A 24,481-nucleotide genomic window follows, 5' to 3' on the forward strand; every position below is an offset into this window, starting at 1 on the left:
CCGCCGACATGTCCCACGACACGACATCCGCCCCGTACCTCGACTACTACCAACCGCCGGGTGAAACGCCTCTTGGCCTGCTGCGCATTCGCGCCAGCGAGGAAGGCCTGACCGAGGTTACCTTCGTCGAAACACGCGACGAACCGCCCCGGCCACATCCCCACACCCAGCGCTGCTGTGAGCAATTGGCGGAATACTTCGAGGGCCAACGCCAGGACTTCGACTTGCCGCTGGCACCGCAAGGCACGCCGTTCCAGCAAAACGTGTGGGCACAACTGACCAAGATCCCGTTCGGCGAGACCTGCAGCTATGCGGAGATCGCCGAGCGCATCGGCCAGCTCACAGCCATGCGCGCCGTCGGCGCCGCCAACGGTCGCAATCCGCTGGCGATCGTGGTTCCCTGCCATCGGGTGATCGGCAGAAACGGCCAGCTCACCGGCTATGCCGGCGGGCTCGAAAGGAAGCGCTGGCTGCTGCTACATGAGCAGGAGCATCTCCCTTATTCACTGAATTCCTGAGAAAACACTGGATACATGTATGCACAGACTCAGCAAGCTTGGTTTATAAGTCCATAAAAATACGGCGTCAACTGCCGTATATATAAAAATACGTAAACCATATCTGCGAGAAAGGTTTGATAATCCAGCTATATACGGCAATAATTGCCGTATATAGCTGGATTTATAAACCATGTTGAACACAGACGCCCGACAACAGCTTCGAGAGCTCTTGCCACTGGAGATGGTGGCCACTAAGCAGTGGCTGCTTGACCAGGGGTTAAACCTGCATTTTGTGGATAACGCCGTGCGCAGCGGAACGTTGCAGCCTCTTGCCGCTGGTGTCTATGCCCTGTTGGAGGCCAAAGTCAGCTGGCAAGGCGTTATCGCATCGTTACAGAGGATGTCTGAGCAGCCGGTGCATGTGGGTGGGCTGACGGCCATTAACCTGGCAGGTTTAGGACAGTACCTCTCCAGGGGTTCCGAGCCACGTATCCAGCTCTACTCCGCAGACCCACTGCCCCGGTGGCTGACAAGGGTACCGGTAAAGGCAAAGTTCGTATGGCATGGTACCCGCCGCTTATGGCCTGAAACGGTGATGAACGACACTAGGCTCCTGCGCGAGGATACTTGGCGGGAAGGGCTGCCACCGGTTTATTTTTCGTGCCCTGAAAAGGCCACCCTGGAAGCTCTGATGGAGGTGCCCAAAGCCATGAGCTTTGAGCATGCCGATGAACTGATGCAAGGACTGCACAACCTGTCTCCTCGCAAGCTGGATACCTTGCTAACTGCCTGTAACAACGTCAAGGTGAAAAGGCTTTTCCTTTGGCTGGCCGAGCGGCAGGGGCATGCCTGGTTCAAGCGATTGAAACCGGAAGATTACGATATCGGCTCTGGTAAGCGGGTCGTTGCCGAAGGGGGTCGCTTGAACAAGAAGTGGCATATCACCGTGCCCAAAGAGATGTGAGAATCAGGATGGATAGGAAAAGCGGTTTCTACCGGCAGGTCCAGCTACTGTTACAGCTAATCCCTTTTGTCGCCCGCCATGAGTGCTTTGCGCTCAAGGGAGGCACCGCCATTAATTTATTCGTTCGAGACTTTCCCCGATTATCGGTGGATATCGACCTGGTGTTCCTGTCCATGATGGAACGCATCGAGGCATTGGCCACGATACGCACCAATTTGGAGAAACTGGCTACCGCTATCAGGAACGGCATCAAGGGCGCGGAAGTCGTGGAATTGTTCCAGGAAAAGGATGATGCGCTCCGCCTCACAGTTGGTAGGGATGGGGTTCAAATCAAAATTGAGCTCTCGCCTGTACTGAGAGGTACGGTTTATGAGCCCAAAATAATGGCCGTGAGCGAAGCTGTTGAGGATGAGTTTGGTTTTGCGGAAATGTCGGTCGTTGCCTTTGCCGATCTATACGCTGGAAAGATCTGCGCTGCACTGGATCGCCAGCACCCCAGAGACCTGTTCGACGTGAAATGGCTGCTGGATAACGAAGGGCTGACACACGAACTGCGCAAAGCCCTGCTCGTATACATGATCAGCCATAACCGGCCGATTGCCGAGCTGCTGCGCCCCCGCTTCAAGGACATTTCTGGCCTGTATCATGGCGAGTTCGAAAGCATGGCGGAACAGGATGTGCCTCTGGAAGAGCTGGAAGCTGCACGAGAGCAACTGGTCGAAGTCATCAACGCTTCGCTTACCGACCAGGAACGAGACTTCCTGCTGTCTTTCAAGAACCGAGCGCCAGAGTGGTCGCTTCTGGGGCTGGAAGGTGTAGAGCAGCTACCAGCAGTTCGCTGGAAGCTGCATAACCTGACCAGAATGAGCGATGAGAAGCATGCCGAGGCCTACGCTTACCTCCAGCGGGTACTCTGCGTCTTGTAATCAGAGAGGCATTACGGGACAGGCTTGAGCTGCTGGGCCACCTCGCCGATGCCGACCATACTTTGCGTATGAGGTGTGACGATGAGGTGGACAGGATGGCCAATCGCGACTGGGAAAAGATGACCCCACACACGGTGGATCTGGAAGGAGAAACCGTGCACTGGGATCAAGAGATGAGCTATGGCCAGTACCTGGACCTGGAACGGTTACTGGCGTGTCAGCACCCGAACTCCGGACAGCATGATGAAATGCTATTCATCGTGCTCCACCAAGTATCTGAATTGTGGCTCAAGCAGTGCCTGCACGAGGCCCATGCCGCCGCTGACCATATCCGTAAGGATGAGCTCAAGCCCGCCTTCAAGATGCTGTCACGCATTGCCCGCATCCAGGAGCAGATGATCCATGTCTGGGAAGTGCTGGTCACCATGACACCGTCGGATTACGCCTGCTTCCGCGATAGCCTGGGGCAAAGCTCGGGATTACAGTCCTACCAGTACCGGGAGCTGGAATTCCTGCTCGGTAACAAGAACCCCAGGATGGTCGAGGTTCACCGCAACCACCGCCAGCACTACGAGCGGCTGACCCAGGTGCTGCACGAGCCCAGCATCTACGACATCAGCCTGCAACTGCTCAAGCGGCGCGGATTCGACATTCCCGCCGCCTACGTGAAGCGCGACTGGTCCCAACCCTACCAGCCGAGTGCAAAAGTGGAGCAGGCCTGGGCCGAGATCTATCGCCATACGGACAAGTACTGGGATCTGTACGAGCTGGCGGAAAAGCTGGTCGACACGGAATACAACTTCCAGAAATGGCGCTTCAGCCATATGAAAACCGTGGAGCGCATCATTGGCTACAAGCGGGGCACCGGCGGTACCGCGGGCGTTGCATATCTTGCCAAGGCGCTGGATCTGAAGTTCTTTCCCGAGCTGTGGTCGGTCAGAACGGCCATGTAAGGGAAACACTGAATAAATGTCTGCGCTACTCAATCGCTGCGTTACGCGGTGCTCGCAAGCCTCACAGATACCCCATATGCTCCGGTTGCTGCGCTCCGGGCGCCTTGCGCTTGAGCATGCTCGTCGATTTATTCAGCGCTTCCTCAGGTAAGGAGCCTCCTATGAACGACACCCCATTGAGCCGTGAAGCGTTGGCCCGCCTGGATCGGGACGATCCCCTGGCCCACTACCGTGACCAGTTCGAATTGGAAGAGGGCCTGATATACCTCGACGGCAACTCCCTTGGCGCCTTGCCCAAGGCCGCCAAGGCCAGGGCGGCCGAGCTGGTGGAGCACGAGTGGGGCCAAGGGCTGATCCGCAGTTGGAACACTCACGATTGGATTTCCCTTCCCGAGCGGGTCGGCGACAAGATAGCCCCAATCATTGGTGCCGCACCGGGAGAGGTGGTGGTGGCCGATTCCACCTCGGTCAACCTGTTCAAGCTGGCGGCAGCAGCGGTGCGCATGCGCCTCGGGCGTCGCAAGATCGTCTCCGAGCCGGGCAACTTCCCTACCGATCTGTATATCCTGCAAGGGCTGGAAGCCTTCTTGCCAGGCGAGATCCGCCTGGAAACGGCACCCCGCGAGCGGTTGGAAAACGCGATCGACGAAGACACCGCCCTGGTGGTGCTGACCCATGTGCACTACAAGTCAGGCGAGCTGTTCGACATGGCGGCCATCACCGCCAGGGCCCACAAGGTAGGTGCGCTGATGCTGTGGGATCTCAGCCATAGTGCCGGCGCGGTGCCGGTGGACCTGAAGGGCGTCGATGCCGACTTCGCCGTGGGTTGTGGCTACAAATACCTCAATGGTGGCCCCGGCGCTCCCGGCTACCTGTTCGTGGCCAAGCGCCACCAGACCGAGTTCCACCAACCCTTGAGCGGCTGGTTTGGCCATGCCGAGCCCTTCGCCATGCGCGACGAGTACCAGCCAGCCCCCTCTATCAAACGGGGGTTATGTGGCACCACTGGTGTGCTTGCCACCGGAGTGCTGGAGGTTGGAGTGGAACTGATGGCCTCCGCCGACATGGCACTGGTCCGTGCCAAGTCCCAACGCTTGGGTGAACTGTTCATCTCGCTTGTCGAACGACACTGTGCCGGCCAGGGCTTCGAGCTGGCCTCCCCTAGAGACGCCGACAGACGCGGCAGCCAGGTATCGCTCACCCATGAACAGGGCTTCGCCATCATGCAGGCCTTGATTGCCCGCAACATCATCGGCGATTTCCGCGCACCGAACATACTGCGTTTCGGCTTCACTCCGCTCTATACCCGCTATGTGGATATCTGGGACACGGTCCACGCGTTGGCCGATATCATGGCCAAGAAGGAGTGGGATCAACCGCAGTTCAAGAAAATCACTGCCGTGACCTGAGCCCGGCGATAGCCTGGCCTCCACGGCACTCCCGGTCCTGACTTTGAATTCCATCTTGGCCGCAGCGGCTGGCTTAGCTAGTGTAGGCACGGTAACGGTGTGTTTACCCCGTGTCGGAATGCGCCCGTCTCAGACATCAATCAGGAGTCACTCAATGAAATATCTCGCCGCAGGGATGATGTTCGCCGCTGCCTTGCCCGCTCTCGCCGACGGCAAGGCCACCATCGCCACCACCGACACGCAGAACGCCATGCAGATGGTCATTCACTGGACCGATGACAGCATGCGCATGGATTTTCCCGCTCAACAGCAAGGCTACATGCTGATGCGCGATGGCAAGGGCTACATGGTCACCGAGCAGGCTGGACAGACCATCGTCATGGACATGGCGATGCTGAAAGGAATGGCCGATGCCATGGGCGAGGCCAATGAGGTGAACGCCAACCAGGCCAAATCCGTCGACAACCTGGAAGCCACTGGCGAGAAGGAGACCATTGCCGGCATCGAGGGAGACGTCTATCGGATCCAGTGGACCGACCACGGCGGCACCAACCACGATGATGAAATCGTACTCAGCGACAAACCGCTCGGGCGGGAAATGCTGCAGGCCTTCCAGAGCTATGTGCAGATCGTGATGGACGAACCCGACCCCATCGGTACCGCCCTGCTCGAGCGAGACCTGGGCATGCTCAAATTCGGCGACAAGTTCAGGATCGTCGAGATGGCCGATGCCTCGCCCGACGCCACCATGTTCGAACTGCCGGAAAACGCCATGACCATGCAGGACATGCTGCAACAGCAAATGGGCGGCTCCAACGTGCCGCAATAAGGGGGTCCTTCCAAGGCCGATACGGGCGGTGTGTCACACACATCGCCCGTTGCTATATTCACCGCTCAACGACTTCCAATACATGGGTAATGGCCTGCGCCTTGCCATCCCGCAGATCGCCCAGGATCAGGGTTGATCCATTGCCTGTTGCCAGAACTCTAGGATGAAAATCCGCGCCGATGGTTTGCACTTCCTCCGGCCCCTGTATTGCAATGCGCAGAACAATGGCCCGTTCGGCAGTCACACAGAGCGCCAGCAGATAACCCCCTTGGGGCGGCGCAACGATGCGAATCTGCGACTGGGGATCTTGGGCTTTGTACAGAATGCTGACGCGAACGAAATTCTGTGCTTGAGGATCGAACTGCGCCTCTTTCACGGTGTTACGAAAGCCCTTGTCGTTTGTGGCCGCAAAGATGACTGATAAGTGGTCGCGCCGCATGGTTGCGTCAGGCCCCATCTCACCGATCTCAAGCGGATAGCGATCACCAGTCAGGGTGTTGGCGAAGGCACAGACAAAATGCTCAGATCCGTTGCCAGCAGGCAGGATGTCGAGACGCCAGAATGGATCACTGGGGCAGGACCGAACAGCGATAGGAGAAAGTGACGCATCACCCACCGGCATCTCACCAGCAGGGTTCGGTTCGGATAGCCCAAAGAAGGCCGTATAGTCGGCCACGGCGCGCACCAAGCTGAGGACCTCGGCATCGGTTAGACGTAGTCCACGCGGCAGGTGCGAATTGCAGGAGGCCATCATGCCCCACCCAAGCTACGCGCCTGCGCCAGTTCCCGCAGCATTGTCCTGTGCACTTTACCTGCCGCATTCAGAGGCAGTTCGTCCATCAGTTCCAGATCCTCTTGCGACACGAGACCGGGGCAGAACGCATCCAGATGCGATTTCAAAGCAATCAGTGCATCCTGATTATCTGAACCGCCTGACACATTCACAAACACCGCGACACTTTCCTCCTGTGTTCTCGAGTATTTCACAGCCGCCGCTGTCTGCACGATGTTCAGCTTGGTCAGGTGCCGTTCCAGTTCGGCCAGAGACACATAATGTTCGCCTTGGCGGACAAAATCACTCTTACGGCCAAGGTGGCGATAATGGCCGGGGTGCGTTTCACTTAGAATGTCTCCTGTGGCGAACCAGTCGTCTGCCGGCTGGAACTCTCCGTTGGGCGGCAGGCGATAGCCCAGCATGCGCGACGCGCCCCGCACTAGCAATTCGCCCACCGTCGCCTTGGACGCCTCGGCGGACAGAGGTTCAAGCTTAATTTCTACGCCCGGCAGAATGTCACCCAAAACATCCTGTTCGTCGGCCTTGGTCGAGCGGTTCACTGAAATTGGGCCGTATTCCGCAAGGCCATAGGCGGGATACACCTCGCATTTCAGGCCCTGAGTCAGATCTTGACGCAGATCGGCATCCATTTTTTCGCCGCCTGTGTGGATCGTCTCAATCCTGTTTTTCGCCTTGATATCGGAATCTGAAAGTAGCGCTGCCGCATAGCTGGGGAAACACAAGATCGTCACCGGGTCTTCACGCTTGACCGCCGCGATAAAAGCCGGACGATCTCCGGCTTCCGGCAAGCACAGACAGCGACGTATCGCAAGATTGGTCAGCAGAGACTGAATGCCGCCAAGCGAATGCATCGGCATCGAAATGATGTCGATCCCTTTTGGGTAGAGGTCATAAGACCGCTCGACGATCGCTGACATGGACTTATAACTGTGAACGATCGCCTTGGGTGCGCCAGAACTGCCCGAAGTAAAGACGATCACGCCAGGTGCGTCCGAAGTAAGGCGAATGACAGCGTCCCCGTCCGAGGGCGAATTGGCGCTATCGTCCTCCTGCCAGGCTCGTGCTAAACCGTCATCCATGATTGTTGCCGATCCCAAAAGGCTAAGCTGCGCCGCACGCTCTGCATCCGTCAGTTTAGGGTTGATCAGCGATACGGGCGTACCCGATAGCAGACCTCCCAACAGTCCCGCCGCCGCGTCGAACGGGCTGACCGCAGTAACCGCCAAAACCCGATCCAGACCAAGGCCAGACAGCTTGGCAGCGATCTGGCGTCCGCGATTTACAAGAACGCCTGCGGTTTGCATGTCGTTGCCGACGCGCAAAAGTTCAAAGTCCGGCTGGTCAGCCAAAGCGGCAAGCGTGGTTTCGATCATAGTCGTGTCGGTCATCAGTCCACCAAGTCGTTCAAATGTCGTTCATGAATGTACGATTGTTTGCAAGGGCTTGACCTACAGGCATTTTGCTGCGCGCCGTCTGGCCTTGCATGATGTCGTCAAATACACTCATGGAAGACGGCGCCGAAATGTCGTCCATCCCGTCATACCAGTTTTCCAGCACATGCGGCGTAGCCGGACGGAACAGTTCGACCTTTTCACGTGATGCGGAAACAAGCGGGTCCACGCGGTCGCGGCGACGCTCTTCAAACAAATGCAGCGCAGACGTGACGTCCTCGGCGCGGTCATCCAAAGCACGGGCCAACTCAAGCGCATCTTCCAGTGCCTGATTGCCGCCCTGCCCAAGACATCCGTAGCTATCGCTGACATCGCCCCCATCTCCCGTGGTACAGGCGATTTCGCAGGATGCCGAAACCATTGACTACCGAGACCATAGTCGGCCATGTGGTAACGGGTTTCGGCGATGGCCGCATCCAGGGTGCTGGCACAGTAGTAGACCCATGGTTGCCATCGGTGAAGCGCGATGGCCAACCGGAGAGGAGCCGGAACCTGAAATTCGGTCATCCAGCGGAACCCGGGGCAAGCTGGCCGACCTCCTCGAGCAACCGGTCGTTCGTCATCGCCTCGATCGCAAAGGCGAGTTCCAGGTCTTCCGGGTCCAATGCTCTCTATGACTTAGGCCTCCGGCGATCGCGAAAGCGCTCTCCCAGAGTTCGGCGCAACCAGTTGGCAATGGGCCCACGTGGGCTGTCACGCCGCGAGATGGTTTCCACCTCGATGATCGGTGGCGTGCCCAGTGCCTCACCGGAGAGCGTGACCAGCCGGTCGCGGAAAGGCGGGTACTGGGCAATGTGCCGAGGCACTATTGCCCAGCCGAGCCCGCGGGCAGCCAACTCCCCCATGGAATAGAAGCTGTTCAGGCGCCAGAACCGGGCACCGAGAGGAGCATCGGAGCCACCGCGAGTCCGTGAAGCGATCATCAGTTGCCGATAGGCGGCAAGGTCACTTGCGTCTGGGACCGCCAGGTGAGCAAGGGCATGATCACGCCCGACCACCAGCGACTGCTGGAGATGGGCGAGGCGCACTCCCTCCCATTGGGCCCCCTGACCCGGCTGGCGCAACAGGATGCCCAGGTCAGCGGTACCCTCCTCCACCCAACCGGCGATGTCGTCCTGAGAGCCATAGAGCAGCGTAAGCTGCAGGGCCGGGAAGCGATGGGCCAGGGCTTCCAGGGTTTCATCCACCGGCGGCATCTCTATCAGGGCTTCGTCGACTGCCGCCACCATGCTCGCTTCCTCACCCTGAACGATGGACTTCGCCCGGGATTCCAGCCGCTGGGACTGGTGGAGTACCACCCGCGCCTCGTGAACCAGGGCCTTCCCCGCCGTGGTCAGCCGGGGCAGACGACCTGAGCGATCGAAGAGGATACAGCCCAGGTCGATCTCGAGATGGGCGATGGCGGTGCTGACCGCGGACTGGGCCCGACCCAGATGGCGCGCCGCCGCCGAGAAGGAGCCGCACTCGGCGACTGCGATGAGGGTCTCCAACTGATCCAGGCTCCAGCGCACATCACTCTCCATCTATCTGAAAAACTGATGGAATCCAACTCGCATCCATCTCTATCCTGGCTAGACTGGGGCGTGTTGTCGAGGCCAAGGTGGCCTTGAATCGGCATATCGTGGAGGTGTCGATGCGCTCCTGGAAAGAACGTCTGACCCATACCGTGCTCTTCGAGTTGGGCGGCCTGGTCATGGTGACGCCACTAGCCAGCAAGATTACCGGTCACGGTATCGGCGAGATCGGCGCCCTGGCCGTCGGGTTGGCGACTACCGCCATGCTTTGGAACCTGATCTGGAACCGGTTCTTCGATCACTGGGTGCCAACGCGCAAGCGCACCCTGGTACAGCGCCTAACCCAGGCCTTCGGTTTCGAGGCAGGGCTGGTGATCCTGACATTGCCCGCCGTCGCTTGGTGGCTCGGCATCGGACTGCTCGAGGCCTTCTGGCTGGATGTCGGTTTCATGTTGTTCTTTCTACTATACGCCCTGGCCTACAACACGGCCTTCGATCATGTCATGCGCCATCGGCTGGCACAGGCGGGTAAGCAATGAGGCATCCGGCTTCTCGCTCAGGCGACTTTCTTCCTTCTGCGGTACCATTGGGCACAAAAATCAAAGGAAGCGCTGAATAGGGAGCCCTTATGCGTCTCAAAGGATTTGCGGTAGTGCTGCTTGCCCTGTCGATAGCGGGTTGCAGCGATGGACGGCCCGAGTGGATGAAGGCGGCGCTCGACGACGATGTGGATCAGGCGCGTTGGGAGGCGTCGTCACTCGACGTAAAGGTGGCGACGGCGGGCCTATGGTTGCAGCGCTTGAACGATGACGGATACCTCTCCCTCGATAAGCCGCAAGCCGAGATGAAGCCCGAAGCAATCGCCCTGGCCACCTGTATCGACTCGTCGCTGGAAGACGCAACCGCCGAATCGGCAACCGGCGTGCGCCTGGCAGCGGCGGACTGTGTCAATGAATTGGGGTATGCGAAGAAATTGGATGAGCTAGTGGATTGAGTCATTCCTAGGTTCTGTCCGAAAACTGTCTGCGCTTGCCCATGCGGCGTTAAAAATCATCTCAAAATGCTCATTTACACCCCCGTAAACTCCGCTTTTTCGCTGATTTTTGCCTTGCCTGGACTTCGCTCGCCGTCTTTTCAGACAGAACCTAAAGCGGCAAGTGAACAATCGCACCCCGCAAGCCCCGCTCGCCAACCCATAACTTACCGAGCGTGATCGGTAGCTTGAAGCGGCGCTTGCCGGCGCTGCCGGGGTTGAACAGCAGGCGCCCGTCGCACCATTCGTTGCGCGGCTTGTGGGAATGGCCATGCAGCACGGCATCGCAGGGTGTCTCGGGCGCGAAGTCGGCGATATTGTGCACCAGGTGCAGCCGCCAGCCATTGACGATCAGATCCTGGGTCATTGGCAGCCGCTCGGCCCACTCTTGAGTATCGATATTGCCACGCACGCTGTAGAGCGGCGCCAGCTCAGCGAGGCGTTCGAGGATCGCCTCGTCCTCGACCTTGCCGCCCACATCGCCGAGATGCACGATCAGCGCGCAATCGCCAAGCATCGCCTGCGCCTCGTCACGCAGCTTGCCGTGAGTGTCGGAAATCACCCCGACCGGGGTGTCGATATCGAAAGTCGGTACGCTCATCGTGCCATTCCGCCAGTCCAGCCCAGTGTCTGTCTACGGAACTCTAACATCGTTGATATAGAGGCTCTGATCACGTTTATCCCCCCAGCGTTTTACGGCACCATGTAAGCCTGCTTGCCTAAGCCCCGATTACCTGCCGCGAAGGAATCGCCATGCCGCTGTTTGCCGATGCTGCCCAGGACACCGCCCTGCCACCCGGTTTCATGGTGGTGCATGGCAACCGCCTGGAGGATCTGCGCGAACTGGCGGTGGAGTGGATGAAACGCCATCCCCTGGCGCCGCTGGAAAACGAAGTGATCCTGGTGCAGAGCAACGGCATCAGCCAGTGGCTCAAACTGGCGCTGGCCGAGGACCCGGCCCAGGGCGGCTGCGGCATTGCCGCCTCGCTCGACGTGACTCTGCCGGCACGTTTCCTTTGGCAGGCCTATCGTTCCGTGCTCGGCGAGGATGCCGTGCCGCCCAGTTCGCCGTTCGACAAGGCGCATCTGACCTGGCGCCTGATGCGTCTGCTGCCGGAGTTGATTGCCAATGATGCCTTCGCCCCGCTAGCGCGTTTCCTGGAGGACGACGACGACCTGCGCAAGCGCCACCAGCTTGCCGAGCGGCTGGCGGACCTGTTCGACCAGTACCAGGTCTACCGTGCCGACTGGCTGGACGCCTGGGCCGAAGGCAGCGACGTACTGATCGATGCCCGCGGCCAGGCCACGCAGCTGGCCGACGACCAGCGCTGGCAAGCCATCTTGTGGCGTACCCTACGCGAGGACGTCGGTACCCAGGGCCTGGAGAGCAGCCGCGCCGCCGTGCATCGGCGCTTTCTCGACGCCGGCCGGGCGCTGACACCGGATCAACGTCCCGCTGGCCTGCCGCGCCGAGTGATGGTATTCGGCATCTCGTCGCTGCCACAGCAGACCCTGGAAGCCCTGGCCGCCATGGCGCGTGTCAGCCAGGTGGTGCTGTGCGTGCACAACCCCTGCCAGCACTACTGGGCCGATATCATCGAACACAAGGAGCTTTTGAGAGCCGCGAGTCGTCGCCAGCGCACCAAGCCCGGCATGCCTTCGCGCCTGGACGACAGCGATCTGCACCTGCATGCTCAGCCGCTGCTGGCCGCCTGGGGCAAGCAGGGCCGCGACTACCTGCGCCTGCTCGACGAATTCGACGAGCGCCAAGCCTACGAAGGTCTGTTCGAGCGCGAGGCGCTGCGTATCGACCTTTTCGAGTCGCATATTGAAGGTGAGAGCGACGACTGCTTGCTAAACCAGTTGCAGGAGGACATCCGCGAACTGCGTCCGCTGCACGAAACCCGCGAAATCTGGCCGGCAGTGGATCCTGCACGCGATGCCTCGCTGCGCTTCCATGTCGCGCATAGTGCGCTGCGCGAGGTCGAGATTCTTCACGACCAGTTACTGGCCGCATTCAGCGAGGACGACACCCTCAAGCCGCGCGACATCCTGGTCATGGTGCCGGACATCGACACCTACGCCGCCGCCGTGCAGGCGGTATTCGGCCGGCTCGACCGCGACGACCCGCGCTATATTCCCTTTACGCTTTCCGATCAGGCCAACCGTCATCGCCAACCGCTACTGATCGCCCTTGAGAAGCTGCTGCACCTGCCGGATCTGCGCCTGTCGGTGAGCGACCTGCTCGACCTGCTAGAGGTGCCGGCGCTTCGCCAACGCTTCGGCATCGAGGAAGATCACTTGCCCACCCTGACGCGCTGGATCGAAGGCGCCGGCATCCGCTGGGGACTGGATGCCGAACAGCGCGCCAGTCTCGACCTGCCCGGTGGGCTTGCCCAGAACACCTGGGTCTTCGGCCTGCGCCGACTGCTGCTGGGTTATGCGGTGGGCGCCGGCAGCGAAGGCCCCTGGCACGATATCGAACCGTACGACGATATCGGTGGCCTGGAAGCGGCGCTGGCCGGCCCGCTGGTCAGCCTGCTCGACACCCTGGAATCCCAGTGGCGAACGTTGTCCTCCGCGGCGGACGTGCCCACCTGGTGCCAGCGCCTGCGCGACCTGCTGGCGGCCTGTTTCACGGCCTTCGACGACCGCGACATGCTGCTGCTCACCCAACTCGAACAGGCGCTGGAAAGCTGGCAAGAGAGCGCCACCGATGCCGAACTCAGCGAGCGACTGCCGCTCTCCGTGGTGCGCGAGCACTGGCTTGGCCAGATCGATGAGGCCAGCCTGTCGCAACGCTTCCTGGCCGGGGCGGTGAACTTCGCCACGCTGATGCCGATGCGCGCCATCCCCTTCCGCCACGTGTGCCTGCTGGGCATGAACGACGGCGATTACCCGCGCACCCAGACGCCGCTCGACTTCGACCTGATGGGCCGTGACTACCGTCCCGGCGACCGCTCGCGACGCGAGGACGACCGCTACCTGTTCCTGGAAGCGCTGCTCTCGGCCCGCGAGCGCCTGACCATCAGTTGGGTGGGACGCAGCATCGTCGACAACACCGAGAAACCACCCTCGGTGCTGCTTGGCCAGCTACGCGATCACCTGGCACGCGGCTGGCGGCTGGCCGGTCATGAACAGGATGAGGACGCCGGCACCGCGCTGCTCGAGGCGCTGACCACCGCGCACCCGTTGCAGCCCTTCAGCCGCGAGTACTTCCGTGTGTCTTCGGACACGGATAAAGAGTCGGACCAAAATGAGCTGTTCACTTATGCCCAGGAGTGGCGCGAAGTTCATGAGGAGCAGTCACCGGAATCATCGGAAACAGAACATGAGCTGACAGCTTTCCAGCAGGACTCACCGCTCACGCTCGCCCAACTAGGCAATTTCCTGAGCGAGCCAGTCAGGGCCTTCTTCAATACCCGGCTCAAGGTGTTCCTCGAGCAGGAGGCCGTCAGCCGCCTGGACAACGAACCCTTCGCCCTGGACGGCCTGGAACACTGGCAACTGCAGCATGAACTGATTTTGGCCCAGCGCCAGGCCGTGGAAGCCAATGAGTCCCGCGAGGCGGCGATGTTCGACACCCTGGAACGGCTGCAACGACAGGGGCGACTGGCCATGGGCAGCTTCGCCGAACGCATGCGCGACGCGCTGATCGAGCCGATGGACACCCTGTTCGAACGCTACGTGGAAGTCCTGGAAGAGTGGCCGCATAGCGTGTCCGAACCTGCGCCGGTGTCGTTACATCTGACCACGCCCAACGGCGAGCTGGCGGTGGAAGACTGGCTCGACGAACTACGCGAAAACGAGACCGGCGAGCGTTGCCGGGTGTTGCTGCTCTCCAGCAGCCTGATCAACAACCGCAGGCACAACTGGAAGCACTGGATGCGCCCCTGGGTCGCGCACCTCGCCGCACAGCTCGCCATCGGCCCGATGACCACCCAACTGCTGTCCCGCGCTGGCGAGGGCAGGCTGCCGCCGTTGCCGGCGGACACCGCTCGCCGCTATCTGGAGACGATCGTGCATGCCTGGCAGGCCGGCATGGCCGCGCCACTGCCCCTGGCCCGCGACACCGCCTTTGCCTGGATAGATAAAGATGGCACACCGGAGGCCATGAGCCGCTGCCTGGCCGCCAGCGCCGAGGAAGACGATCTCAAGGTATTCGAGGCAGCGCGCAAGACCTTCGATGGCGACGCTTACAATGCCGGCGAATGGGGCCGCGATCCCTATCTGGCCCGCCAGTGGGGTAGCTTCCAGGCACTGATCGACAGCGACGGCCAGGCCTTCGCCGAGCTGGCCGAACGGCTCTACGCCCCGCTGCATGGCGAGGTCAAGACGAAAACCAAGGGCAACGGCGGCAAGGGAGGCCAGTCATGAGCGAAGTGCATCACGACAACAAGCCGCCGACGCTCGACCCGATAGGCCTACCACTGACCGGTAGCCGGCTGATCGAGGCCAGCGCCGGTACCGGCAAGACCTTCACCATCGCCCTGCTCTACGTGCGCCTGGTGCTCGGCCCGCGCTCGCCCGACGACAGCGTGAGCTTCCCGCGTGCCCTGACCCCGCCGGAGATCCTGGTGGTGACCTTCACCAACGCCGCCACCCAGGAACTGCGTGACCGCATCCGCACGCGGCTGGTGGAGGCTGCCGAGGTTTTCCTAGAAGTAGAAGAGACTCCGGGGGCAGGCCAAAGCGAGGGTCTTTTTCCAGGGATGGAAAAAGTAGCGCCCAGGGATGGGGTCACAGCGCCCTCGCAAAGGCCTGCCGCCGGGTCAGTCCCGACCACCGAAAACCCTAAGGCCGATCCCCTGATCGACCTGCGCGACAGCTATCCCCGGGAGAACTGGCCCGCCTGTGCCCGGCGCCTGCAACTCGCCGCCGAGTGGATGGACGAGGCTGCTGTCTCCACCATCCATAGCTGGTGCTACCGCATGCTGCGCGAGCACGCCTTCGACAGTGGCAGCCTGTTCTCGCTGAACCTGGAGACCGACCAGACCGAGCTGGAGCTCGACGTGGCGCGCGACTATTGGCGTTGCTTCTACTACGCCCTGCCCCGCGACGACCTGGAAAGCATCGCCCGCCACTGGCAAACCCCCGAAGACCTGAACCAAGCCGTCGCCCGGCTGCGCGACCACGCGGCGGCCCTACCAGCGGCTCCCCCGCCCGCAGAGACCCTGGCCAGGGTCCGCCAGGAACAACAACGCCGACTCGACGAGCTCAAGTCGCCCTGGCCCGAGTGGATCGACCAACTCACCGAACTTTTCGAAGAGGCCGCCGCCAGCAAGGCCTTCAAGGGTGCCAGTTTCAACAAGAATCATCGCGCCAACTGGTTGGGAATGCTGCGCGAATGGGCGGCCACTCCGGATCAAGTCTCACCCGCGCTGACCGACGCCGCCTGGAAGCGCCTGACGCCGGACGGCATGGCTGAGATCTGGCTCAAGGGCAGCCCGCCCGATCATCCGGCCCTGGCTGCCGTCGCCGAACTACAAGGCCAGCTCGCCGCGTTGCCCGAGGCCTATCCCGAACTGCTGGCCCATGCCGTGCACTGGATGGCCGAGCGCCGCGAGCAGGCCCAGCAGCGCCGCGCCGAGATGGGGCCCCACGACCTGCTCACCCACCTCGACCGGGCGCTCAACGGCCCGACCGGCGACACCCTGGCCGAGCGCATCCGCACCCAGTTCCCGGTGGCGCTGGTCGACGAATTCCAGGACACCGACCCCATCCAGTACCGGCTGTTCGATCGCGTTTACCGCCTGGCCCACAACGCCAGCGACAATGCGAATGCGAACGCCAACTCCGTGCTGTTGATCGGCGACCCCAAGCAAGCCATCTACGCCTTCCGCGGCGCGGATATCCACACCTATCTTCAGGCGCGTCGCGATACCGCCGGCCGCCATGTCACGCTGGGCACCAACTTCCGCTCCAGCCAACCGATGGTCGAAGCGGTCAACCGCTGCTTCACCTTCGCCGAAAACGAGCCACGCGGTGAGGGCGCTTTTCTATTCCGTGATTCGAACGGCGAAAATCCCGTACCTTTTGTGGGTGTGAAGGCCAAGGGACGCAAGGACTCACTCACCCGCGACAGCCAGCCACTGCCAGCGCTGACGCTATGGCATCTCGACGCCGAAGAGCCGCTGGCCAAGACGCCCTACCTCACGCAGATGGCCGAGCGCTGCGCCAGCCATATGACCGAACTGCTGAGCGATGCCCACGCCGGGCGGGTCGGCTTCACCTCGCCCGACGATTTCACGCCGCTCGCCCCCTCGGATCTGGCGGTACTGGTCAACAACGCCAGCGAGGCCCGCGCGATCCGTACCGCCCTGGCCCGGCGCGGGATAAAGAGCGTCTACCTCTCGGACAAGGAGGGCGTATTCGAAAGCCCCGCCGCCAGCGAGCTGGAAGCCTGGCTGCGCGCCGCCAGTGCCCCGGACGACGACCGCGCACTGCGCGCCGCCCTGGCCTCGCCGAGCCTGGGGCTGTCGCTCAACGAGCTCGACGAACTGAATCACAACGAGTTGGCCTGGGAAGCGCGGGTGCTGCAGTTCCGCGACTACCACCGCCTGTGGCAGAGCCAGGGCGTGCTGCCCATGCTGCGCCGGTTGATGGCGGACTTCCAGGTGCCCACCAGGCTGCTGGCCGCTACCAATGCCCTGGAAGGCGAGCGAAGGCTTACCGACCTTTTGCACCTGGGCGAATTGCTACAGCAGACCAGCCAGGAACTCGACGGCGAACACGCCCTGATTCGTTACCTGGCTGAATCCTGCGCCAATCCATTGGGTCAGGACGACACTCACCGCCTGCGCCTGGAAAGCGATGCCGACCTGGTGCAGGTGATCACCATCCACAAGTCCAAGGGACTGGAATACCCGCTGGTGTTCCTGCCCTTCATCGGCGCCCACCGCGAGAAAAAGGCCAGCGACACGCCGCTGCACTGGCACGATGACGAAGGTAACGCGCGAGTCTCGTTGACCGCCGACGACACGATCCTGGCCCGCACCGACCGCGAACGTCTCGGCGAGGACCTGCGCAAGCTCTACGTGGCACTGACCCGCGCCCGCCATGCCACGTGGCTGGGCCTGGCGCCACTCCAGGGCCTGGAGAAAAGCGCCATTGGCCAGATGCTGAATGCTGGAGAGCCCATTTCTTCGCAGGAACTGCGCGCCACCCTCGACACCCTGCGTGGCGACTGCGACGCCATTGCGGTTGAAGACGCGCCGCCGATCGGCGAGCAACGTGTGGCCCTGACCACTGACACCGCGCCGCTTGCGCCTGCTCGTGTGCCCACACGTCGCGCTCGCGAGCACTGGTGGATCGCCAGCTACTCGGCGCTACGGGTCGGCATTCGCCAGCAGGCCCTGGCTCCCGAGCTAGCGGATCTCGAACTGGAGGATGCCGATGCCCTTCAGCTCGCCGGCGAACATGCGGAGCCCACCACCGCACTGGAAGCCACCGCCCGCGAAATGCGCGACGAGTTCTCCGACGAAGTCCCGAGCCCAGCAGCAGGCGAGCGAAGCGAGGGCTCACTGCACCGCTTCCCGCGCGGCCCGGCCGCCGGGACCTTCCTGCACGGCCTGCTGGAATGGGTCGGCCACCAGGGCTTTGATCGGCTTCAGCAACAGCCCGAGGCACTGACCGATACCCTGGCAAGACGCGCCAACCTGCGCGGCTGGCAGCAGTGGATCCCGGCCCTCGAGACCTGGCTGCGGGATCTGTTGACCACCGAGTTGCCACTTACCGAGCAACCGGATGGCACAGGCCCCACGCTGCGCCTGGATCGCCTCACTCGCTACCAGGTGGAGATGGAATTCTGGTTCGCCGCGCATAACGTCGACACCCGACGCCTGGATGCCCTCGTAAGTGCTTACACACTCGCTGGCTCTCCTCGCCCGGCGCTCGACACCGAAACCCTCAACGGCATGCTCAAGGGCTTCATCGACCTGGTGGTGGAACACCAGGGGCGCTATTACGTGCTCGACTGGAAATCCAATCACCTGGGGCCGGATGACAACGCCTACACCCCGGAAGCCATGGCGGGCGCCGTGCTCGAGAAGCGATATGACCTGCAGTACGCCCTCTACACCCTGGCGCTGCACAGGCTGCTCAAGTCGCGCCTGCCGGACTACGATTACGACCGCCACGTAGGCGGCGCGCTCTACGTGTTCCTGCGCGGTACGCATGCCCCCTCGTGCGGCGTGCATCGCGAACGCCCGCCCCGCGAACTGATCGAACGGCTCGACGCGCTGTTCCAGGCATCCCCATCAACCCAGGAAACCGAAGGAGCTAGCGCATGACACCGGCCACGACCCAGGATGCCCGTATTGCGCGCAGCGATCCCGCTGCCCTGCTGGCCCTGCTCGACCAATGGGTGGCCCGCGGCTGGCTGCGCGCCCTGGACCGCGCCTTCGTCGCCTTCCTGCATCGCGAAGTGCCGGACGCTCCCGCGCCACTGCTGCTGGCCGCAGCGCTGGCCAGCCACCAGCTCGGCCGTGGCCATGTGTGCCTGGACCTGGCCCACACCCTGGACGCCCCCGACCTGGCCCTCTCGCTGCCCCCGGAAGGCGACGACGGCAGTGAAGCCCCGCCGCTGCCCAGCCAGGTACTCGACGGCCTGACCCTGGCCGAATGGCAAACCGCCCTCGCCCACCCCGAACTGGTCGCCAACAGCCCCGGCAACACCCCGCTGGTCGCCATCGACCACACCAACGGCACACGCCTCTACCTGCGCCGCTACTGGCAATACGAACAAGACATCCGCCAACAGATCGCCGCCCGCCTGACGGATGCTACAGACGCCACTTGTAGGAGCGACCGTGGCCGCGATGGCGCCGACAGGCGCCCGGATGACACCACCGCGCAACCCTCCGGCAACGCCCCCGAAGAAACCACCGCCCCCTGTAGGAGCGGCCGTGGCCGCGATGGCGCCAACAGGCGCCTGGACAATGCCGCCGCGCCACCCTCCGGCAACGCCCCCGAAGGAACCCCCGATACCTGTAGGAGCGACCGTGGTCGCGATGGCGCCGCCAGGCGCCCGGATGACGCCACCGCGCCACCCTCTGGCAACGCCCCCGAAGGAACCCCCGATACCTGTAGGAGCGACCGTGGTCGCGATGGCGCCGGCAGGCGCCCGGACAACACCACCGCACTCGCCACCATCCTCGGCACCCTATTCCCGGCATCGGACAAAACGCCCTACGACTGGCAAAAAACCGCCTGCGCCCTCGCCTCCCGCTCACGCTTCGCGGTGATCACCGGCGGCCCCGGCACCGGCAAGACCACCACCGTGGTCAAACTGCTCGCCCTGCTCCAGACCCTGGCCCTGAGCGAGAGCGAACGACCACTACGCATCCGCCTGGCTGCTCCCACTGGCAAGGCCGCCGCACGTCTTAACGAATCGATTGCCGGACAGGTTGACGGGCTGAAGCTCGAAGGCGTGAGCGACTCTCCCGAGGCGCTGAAGCAAGCCATCCCAACTGAAGTAACGACTCTCCACAGACTATTAGGCTCGCGCCCCGACACCCGGCACTTCCGCCACCACGCCGGCAACCCCCTGCCGCTCGACGTGCTGGTGGTCGACGAAGCCTCGATGGTCGACGTGGAGATGATGGCATCGGTGCTCACCGCCCTGCCCAGCCGCGCCCGGCTGATCCTGCTCGGCGACAAGGACCAGCTCGCCTCGGTGGAAGCCGGCTCGGTACTCGGCGACCTGTGCGCCCGTGCCGATGGCGGCCACTACACACCGGATACCGCCGAATGGCTGCAAGCCGCCACCGGCCAGACACTGCCCGAAGGCGTCATCGATCCCAACGGCCAACCGCTGGACCAGGCCATCGCCATGCTGCGCATCAGCCACCGTTTCGACGCCAGCAGCGGCATCGGCCAACTGGCCAGTGCCGTCAATGCCGACCAGCCCGACAACGAGAAGCGCCAGGCCGTGCAGCGGATCCTGGATCACGGCTATGCCGACCTGGCCCATCTCCGCCTGCGCACGGCAAAACACGGCAACGCCAGCGACAACGCTCTCGAAACCCTGGTGGTGAATGGCAACCCGCAAGGCTTCCTCAACGCCGGCCAGGGCCGCACGCTCAAGGGCCAACCACTGCTACCACCGACCGGATACCGCCACTATCTCGAAACGCTGCATGACCAACGCCCACCGCTGGATGCCCCCCAGGAAGCGTTCGATCGCTGGGCCCAGGCCGTACTCGAAGCCCACGGCAACTTCCAACTACTCTGCGCCCTACGTCGCGGCCCATGGGGGATCGAAGGGCTGAACGAACGCATCCGCCAGGCGCTGGAACGCCACGGGCTGATCGACTCCAAGGAAGGCAAACGACTGTGGTACCTCGGCCGCCCGGTACTGGTGACCAAAAATGACTACGGCCTGGGGCTGATGAACGGCGATATCGGCATCACCCTCGCCTTGCCGCATCCCCATGAGCCGGGCCGCAGCGTGCTGCGCGTCGCCTTCCCCACCGGCGACAAGGACAAGCCCATCAAATGGGTACTGCCCAGCCGCCTGCAAGCGGTGGAAACCGTCTACGCCATGACTGTTCACAAATCCCAAGGCTCGGAATTTATCCACACCGCCCTGCTACTGCCGGATGCCCCCAACCCCATCCTCACCCGCGAACTGGTCTACACCGGCATTACCCGTGCCAGGCACTGGTTTACGTTGGTGGAGAGTGTGCGCGGGATACTACAGGAAGCGATGCAGCGAAGGGTGTTGCGGGTGAGTGGGTTGGGGAGGCTGAAGTAGATCTGATATTGACACGGCAGAGCTTCCGGATAAAAAAGGATTGAAAAACAACAAGGTACCCTCTCCACCATAAAGGCAAGATAAGCGCCATAATCTTGAGTAGCTTTCTTGATTGGCCTACGGATGGTTGTTGTTCGGTAATCAGCGCCCCACGCCGATGCAGCGAACACAGCGAGCGGTAACTAGGCAGCGTCAGCGGCCCAGGGGGTGACGCAGCCGCTCCCTGCTGAACCGGGAGCGAAGCGACCACCTGCACCAGGGCGGTGGCCTTGCGCGGGACTTGGTGCTTTAGCGGTCAGGGGGGCGTAAGATAGCTGTTAAGGATGTAATTCACTCAAAGGGAGTAAGGGAACTGATCTATGAAGAATGTTGGGTCAATTGTGATGTATGGGATGGTTGCTTTTTTGGTTTTCCTATACATCTCAGAGAATAATAGTGGCGATAGTGGAGGAGGGTCTGAGGTTGCCGAGGAAAGCAAAAGGCAGATTCAGCTTTCCGATGAGGCGAGCATGGGGGGCTACTCTGAAGAAGAGGTCTGCAAGGCGGCAATGTCATCCATGTTTTTCCACAGTCCATCCATAATGGAAGTAAGTCAGTCTGGGGGTGAGATTTATAAAGTAAGCTACCGACGACCTAGCGATAACAGCTTGTGGGAAAACAAATGCCAGATTAAAGGAAACAGAATCTACTGGGGAAGTTTCGATGGAAGGTGGCGGACAAATGAGCTTGATGGTGTGATTTTGTTCATGGCTTTTGGAGAAGATCTTACAATTCAGGAGAACCATTCTGATGGAAGCACCTCTGTCACATATTTTGAAAAGCGTGATGATGGGTCTATTGTAGAAGTGGAGTTGTAGGGTGGGGGATGAAGAAGCCCCGCATGGTGGCGGGGCTTAGTCGGTTACCACTTCCCGGTTCATATCGGTCTCCATGTGTGACTAGCGGGAATGGCTTTACTGTCAGCGCTATTTTACGCAAACCTATCTATTTTGATCCATATTTCTCTCCTCCATCTCTATTTTTGCCTTAAGCTCAACATCAAAAGACATTGATGATATTGGTGGGATTGTAAAGTCTGGCCGTTCGGAAATGAGGGCCGATCCAACCATTAGGTTCACCATCACTCCAACTAATACATTTTCTGCCAACCTTTTAAGTTCCATAAGTTTCTCCATCCAGAAGTTAATCTGAAAGGAGGGCTATTTCCTGAAGTTATGCATTGTATTTTCACATACCCATATTCCTTCATATTTGAAATATTACCCTTGCCTTTCTTTTTGATATTGCCCTTCCCGAAAACGGGCATCCTCACTAATATATATCGGCACGCATAATGTTGTAAAGTGTTTTTTTGAGGTGTGGCGACTTTTTTAACTTGCTCGCCATGTGTGTTTTTATAATTATTTTTTATATTTAAAATACAGCTAAGAAAAGGCGGTAGGGGGGTACAGGGTTGAGGCTTTTGGATTTTTAGACACTAGAAATGGGTCATTTCTTTTACATTCTTACCGCCGCTCTCCAGGCCGCCTGACTCGGCAGTTTTTTCGTAAAGAAATCGCGTGAAGCTTTCTATGGATAGGAAAGGTAGCTTTCTTTTCGGGTGGTATCGGCCAGAAGCGTGTTGCCGATCCCGGTAACTGTCAAGGTAGTTGTCGTGCCCGATCACGTTTTTACGCCGCCTTCTTGGCCGGCGTCATTACCGGCTCCCGCTCGGGATTGAGCGAGACTACCTTGATCGGCTCCCAGTTACGGGTCTTGCCGCTCCAGCGAGCCGGGTTGGCTCGGCGAGCCGCCTGATGCAGCGTATGACGCCGAGCCAGAATCACCTTGTCGTGGCCAGCATGGCGCTGAGCCGGCGTCACGAAGCGGATGCCACTATGGCGGTGCTCATGGTTGTACCAGGCAACAAAGCCCTGCACCCAATGCCGCGCTTTGTCGAGGTCGGCGAAGCCGTCGACCGGGTAGTTCGGCACGTACTTGCAGGTGCGAAACAGCGCTTCGGAGAAGGCGTTGTCGTTGCTGACCCGAGGCCGGCTGAAGGACGACTCGATGTTCAGCTCACGCAGCTTCTCGAGCAGCGTGGCGCCCTTGAAAGGGCTGCCGTTGTCGGCATGCAGCACCAGCGGCTTGTCGATGACCTGCTCGGCGAGCACGGCACGCTCGATGACCGTCCGCGAGTTAAGGGCCGACTCCGCCAGGAAGACCTCCCAGCCGACAAGCTTGCGGCTGTAGATGTCGAGGATCATCACCAGGTAGTAATGGCTCCCTTTGACCGGTCCGGGCAGCCAGGTGCAATCCCACGACCACACCTGATTGGGCGCCGTGGCCTGATAGGTGGTCGGTGGCGCATGGCGTTTCGGCGCCTTGGCGCGCCCGCGATGGGCCAGTTCGCCATGGCGACGCAGCACCCGGTAGAAGGTTGATACCGAGGCGAGGTAGCGGTCTTCCTCGTCCAGCAGCCGCACCACGATCTGTTCCGGCGGCAAGTTGGCGAACGCCGGCCGATGGCACACGTCGAGGATCGCCTGCTCCTCAGCGGTCGTCAGGGCGTTGGCGGGCACCGGCCGTTCGGCAAAAGGGCGCTGATCCTCCTGGAGTTCGTCGCCACGGGTCCAGCGTTGATAGGTGCGTGCGGTGAGCCCCAGCGCGCGACAGGCGGGCTCGAGACGGGCGCCCTGAGCCCGCGCTTCCTCGATCAGCGCGACGGCCTGTTGGCGAGTCTGGGCACTGATCATTCGTCCTCGTCCCCCCAGATCGCCCGGGCCTTTTTTCGCAGCGTCAACAAGGCCGCGGTTTCGGCAAGGGCGGCCTCCTTGCGTTTGAGCTCCCGCTCCAGCTCCCGGATGCGCTTGCGCTGCTCCTTGGTGTCGAGGGCTTCCCGGCGCCGCTCCTCCTGGGACAGGCTGGTGGCACGCTCACAGTCACGCCGCCAGGCCTGGATCTGTTCGGGGTAGAGACCACGCCGGCGACAGTATTCAGTCACCTCCTCGGCATTCATCGCGGCGGTCTCGACCACAGCAGCGAACTTGTCCCGTGATGACCAGCTCTCCGCGCTACCGTCACCGGCATCGGGTAGGCAGCGGCCCTGTTCACGGGCTTCCTTGCGCCACTTGTAGATGGTCGCCACCGAGATACCTTCCTGCTCAGCGACCTCACTGGCGCTGAGGTTATGGGGTGGCAGCAGCTTGGCCACCACGGCTTGTCTCCGTTCCTCGGAGTAGCGATGTCAACGTCACTGAAGGTTGTCCGTTTTTCATCAATTCAGATTGTCCGGTTTTCATCAGTGCTCTTTCATCGGAACAGCTTCAGGGGTGTGTGAGGTGTCGTCCTCCTTCGCAGTGGGCGTCGTT

Annotated in this window: 18 protein-coding genes and 1 pseudogene; 12 read left to right on the top strand and 7 right to left on the bottom strand. The window is 61.3% G+C overall.

The features are described from left to right. The first annotated feature begins 8 nt into the window (after nt 1-8). The 6 genes from IE093_RS07650 (at nt 9) to IE093_RS07675 (ending at nt 5,581) form a co-directional block, all read left to right on the top strand. Nucleotides 9-518 carry a methylated-DNA--[protein]-cysteine S-methyltransferase gene (locus IE093_RS07650; protein WP_189467800.1) on the top strand — a complete coding sequence of 170 codons (510 nt, stop codon included), beginning with the start codon at nt 9-11 and terminating at the stop codon, nt 516-518. 172 nt (nt 519-690) lie between these two features. Then, a complete protein-coding gene (locus IE093_RS07655) occupies nt 691-1,464 on the top strand; it encodes a type IV toxin-antitoxin system AbiEi family antitoxin (protein ID WP_189467802.1) in 774 nt (257 codons plus the stop codon). An 8-nt stretch (nt 1,465-1,472) separates the two neighbouring features. Further along, on the top strand, nt 1,473-2,390 hold the full coding sequence (locus tag IE093_RS07660) for a nucleotidyl transferase AbiEii/AbiGii toxin family protein (RefSeq protein WP_189467804.1): 918 nt from the start codon (nt 1,473-1,475) through the stop codon (nt 2,388-2,390). Between the two features lie 95 nt (nt 2,391-2,485). Beyond that, on the top strand, nt 2,486-3,343 hold the full coding sequence (gene kynA / locus IE093_RS07665) for a tryptophan 2,3-dioxygenase (protein ID WP_189467806.1): 858 nt from the start codon (nt 2,486-2,488) through the stop codon (nt 3,341-3,343). Nucleotides 3,344-3,504: 161 nt separating this feature from the next. Further along, nucleotides 3,505-4,752, top strand: a complete 1,248-nt coding sequence (gene kynU / locus IE093_RS07670; RefSeq protein WP_189467808.1) for a kynureninase — start codon at nt 3,505-3,507, stop codon at nt 4,750-4,752. A gap of 154 nt (nt 4,753-4,906) precedes the next feature. Beyond that, complete coding sequence (locus IE093_RS07675) at nt 4,907-5,581, top strand: hypothetical protein (protein ID WP_189467810.1); 675 nt, start codon at nt 4,907-4,909, stop codon at nt 5,579-5,581. A 58-nt stretch (nt 5,582-5,639) separates the two neighbouring features. Here IE093_RS07675 and IE093_RS07680 read toward each other — a convergent pair whose 3' ends face one another. From IE093_RS07680 to IE093_RS07695, 4 genes are all read right to left on the bottom strand, one after another. Beyond that, entirely contained in the window at nt 5,640-6,257 is a 618-nt protein-coding gene (locus IE093_RS07680) for a hypothetical protein (protein ID WP_189467812.1), read from the bottom strand. Nucleotides 6,258-6,331: 74 nt separating this feature from the next. Further along, the gene (locus IE093_RS07685; protein ID WP_189467814.1) at nt 6,332-7,765 is read right to left on the bottom strand and encodes a class I adenylate-forming enzyme family protein; all 1,434 of its coding nucleotides are present in this window, start codon (nt 7,763-7,765) and stop codon (nt 6,332-6,334) included. Nucleotides 7,766-7,879: 114 nt separating this feature from the next. Then, nucleotides 7,880-8,335: an RES domain-containing protein gene (locus tag IE093_RS07690; protein WP_189467816.1), complete on the bottom strand. Its 456-nt coding sequence runs from the start codon at nt 8,333-8,335 to the stop codon at nt 7,880-7,882. A gap of 104 nt (nt 8,336-8,439) precedes the next feature. Next, a complete protein-coding gene (locus IE093_RS07695; protein WP_189467818.1) occupies nt 8,440-9,339 on the bottom strand; it encodes a LysR family transcriptional regulator in 900 nt (299 codons plus the stop codon). Between the two features lie 122 nt (nt 9,340-9,461). Between IE093_RS07695 and IE093_RS07700 the strand changes: the two genes are divergently transcribed. Continuing rightward, nucleotides 9,462-9,881: a PACE efflux transporter gene (locus IE093_RS07700; RefSeq protein ID WP_189467820.1), complete on the top strand. Its 420-nt coding sequence runs from the start codon at nt 9,462-9,464 to the stop codon at nt 9,879-9,881. Between the two features lie 89 nt (nt 9,882-9,970). After that, a complete protein-coding gene (locus IE093_RS07705; RefSeq protein ID WP_189467821.1) occupies nt 9,971-10,336 on the top strand; it encodes a hypothetical protein in 366 nt (121 codons plus the stop codon). A 151-nt stretch (nt 10,337-10,487) separates the two neighbouring features. Here the strand turns inward: IE093_RS07705 and IE093_RS07710 are convergent, their stop codons facing one another. Beyond that, complete coding sequence (locus IE093_RS07710) at nt 10,488-10,976, bottom strand: metallophosphoesterase family protein (RefSeq protein WP_189467823.1); 489 nt, start codon at nt 10,974-10,976, stop codon at nt 10,488-10,490. Nucleotides 10,977-11,128: 152 nt separating this feature from the next. Here IE093_RS07710 and recC point away from each other — a divergent pair, with 152 nt between their 5' ends. The 4 genes from recC to IE093_RS07730 all read left to right on the top strand — a co-directional run bounded on the left by recC (nt 11,129) and on the right by IE093_RS07730 (nt 21,988). Further along, nucleotides 11,129-14,752 (top strand): exodeoxyribonuclease V subunit gamma, encoded by a 3,624-nt coding sequence (gene recC / locus IE093_RS07715; RefSeq protein WP_189467825.1) that lies wholly within the window; start codon nt 11,129-11,131, stop codon nt 14,750-14,752. Further along, nucleotides 14,749-18,666, top strand: a complete 3,918-nt coding sequence (gene recB / locus IE093_RS07720) for an exodeoxyribonuclease V subunit beta (protein ID WP_189467827.1) — start codon at nt 14,749-14,751, stop codon at nt 18,664-18,666. The genes recC and recB overlap by 4 nt, the downstream gene beginning before the upstream one ends. Beyond that, nucleotides 18,663-21,131 (top strand): exodeoxyribonuclease V subunit alpha, encoded by a 2,469-nt coding sequence (gene recD / locus IE093_RS07725; RefSeq protein WP_189467829.1) that lies wholly within the window; start codon nt 18,663-18,665, stop codon nt 21,129-21,131. Before recB ends, recD begins: the two co-directional genes overlap by 4 nt. A gap of 359 nt (nt 21,132-21,490) precedes the next feature. After that, entirely contained in the window at nt 21,491-21,988 is a 498-nt protein-coding gene (locus IE093_RS07730; RefSeq protein WP_189467831.1) for a hypothetical protein, read from the top strand. A gap of 123 nt (nt 21,989-22,111) precedes the next feature. Here IE093_RS07730 and IE093_RS07735 read toward each other — a convergent pair whose 3' ends face one another. Then, nucleotides 22,112-22,294: a hypothetical protein gene (locus IE093_RS07735; RefSeq protein ID WP_189467832.1), complete on the bottom strand. Its 183-nt coding sequence runs from the start codon at nt 22,292-22,294 to the stop codon at nt 22,112-22,114. A gap of 507 nt (nt 22,295-22,801) precedes the next feature. Further along, nucleotides 22,802-24,327 (bottom strand): annotated as a pseudogene (locus tag IE093_RS07740) (IS3 family transposase). Between the last annotated feature and the right edge of the window lie 154 nt (nt 24,328-24,481).

This window comes from Litchfieldella qijiaojingensis, from assembly GCF_014651875.1.
GTDB lineage: Bacteria > Pseudomonadota > Gammaproteobacteria > Pseudomonadales > Halomonadaceae > Litchfieldella > Litchfieldella qijiaojingensis.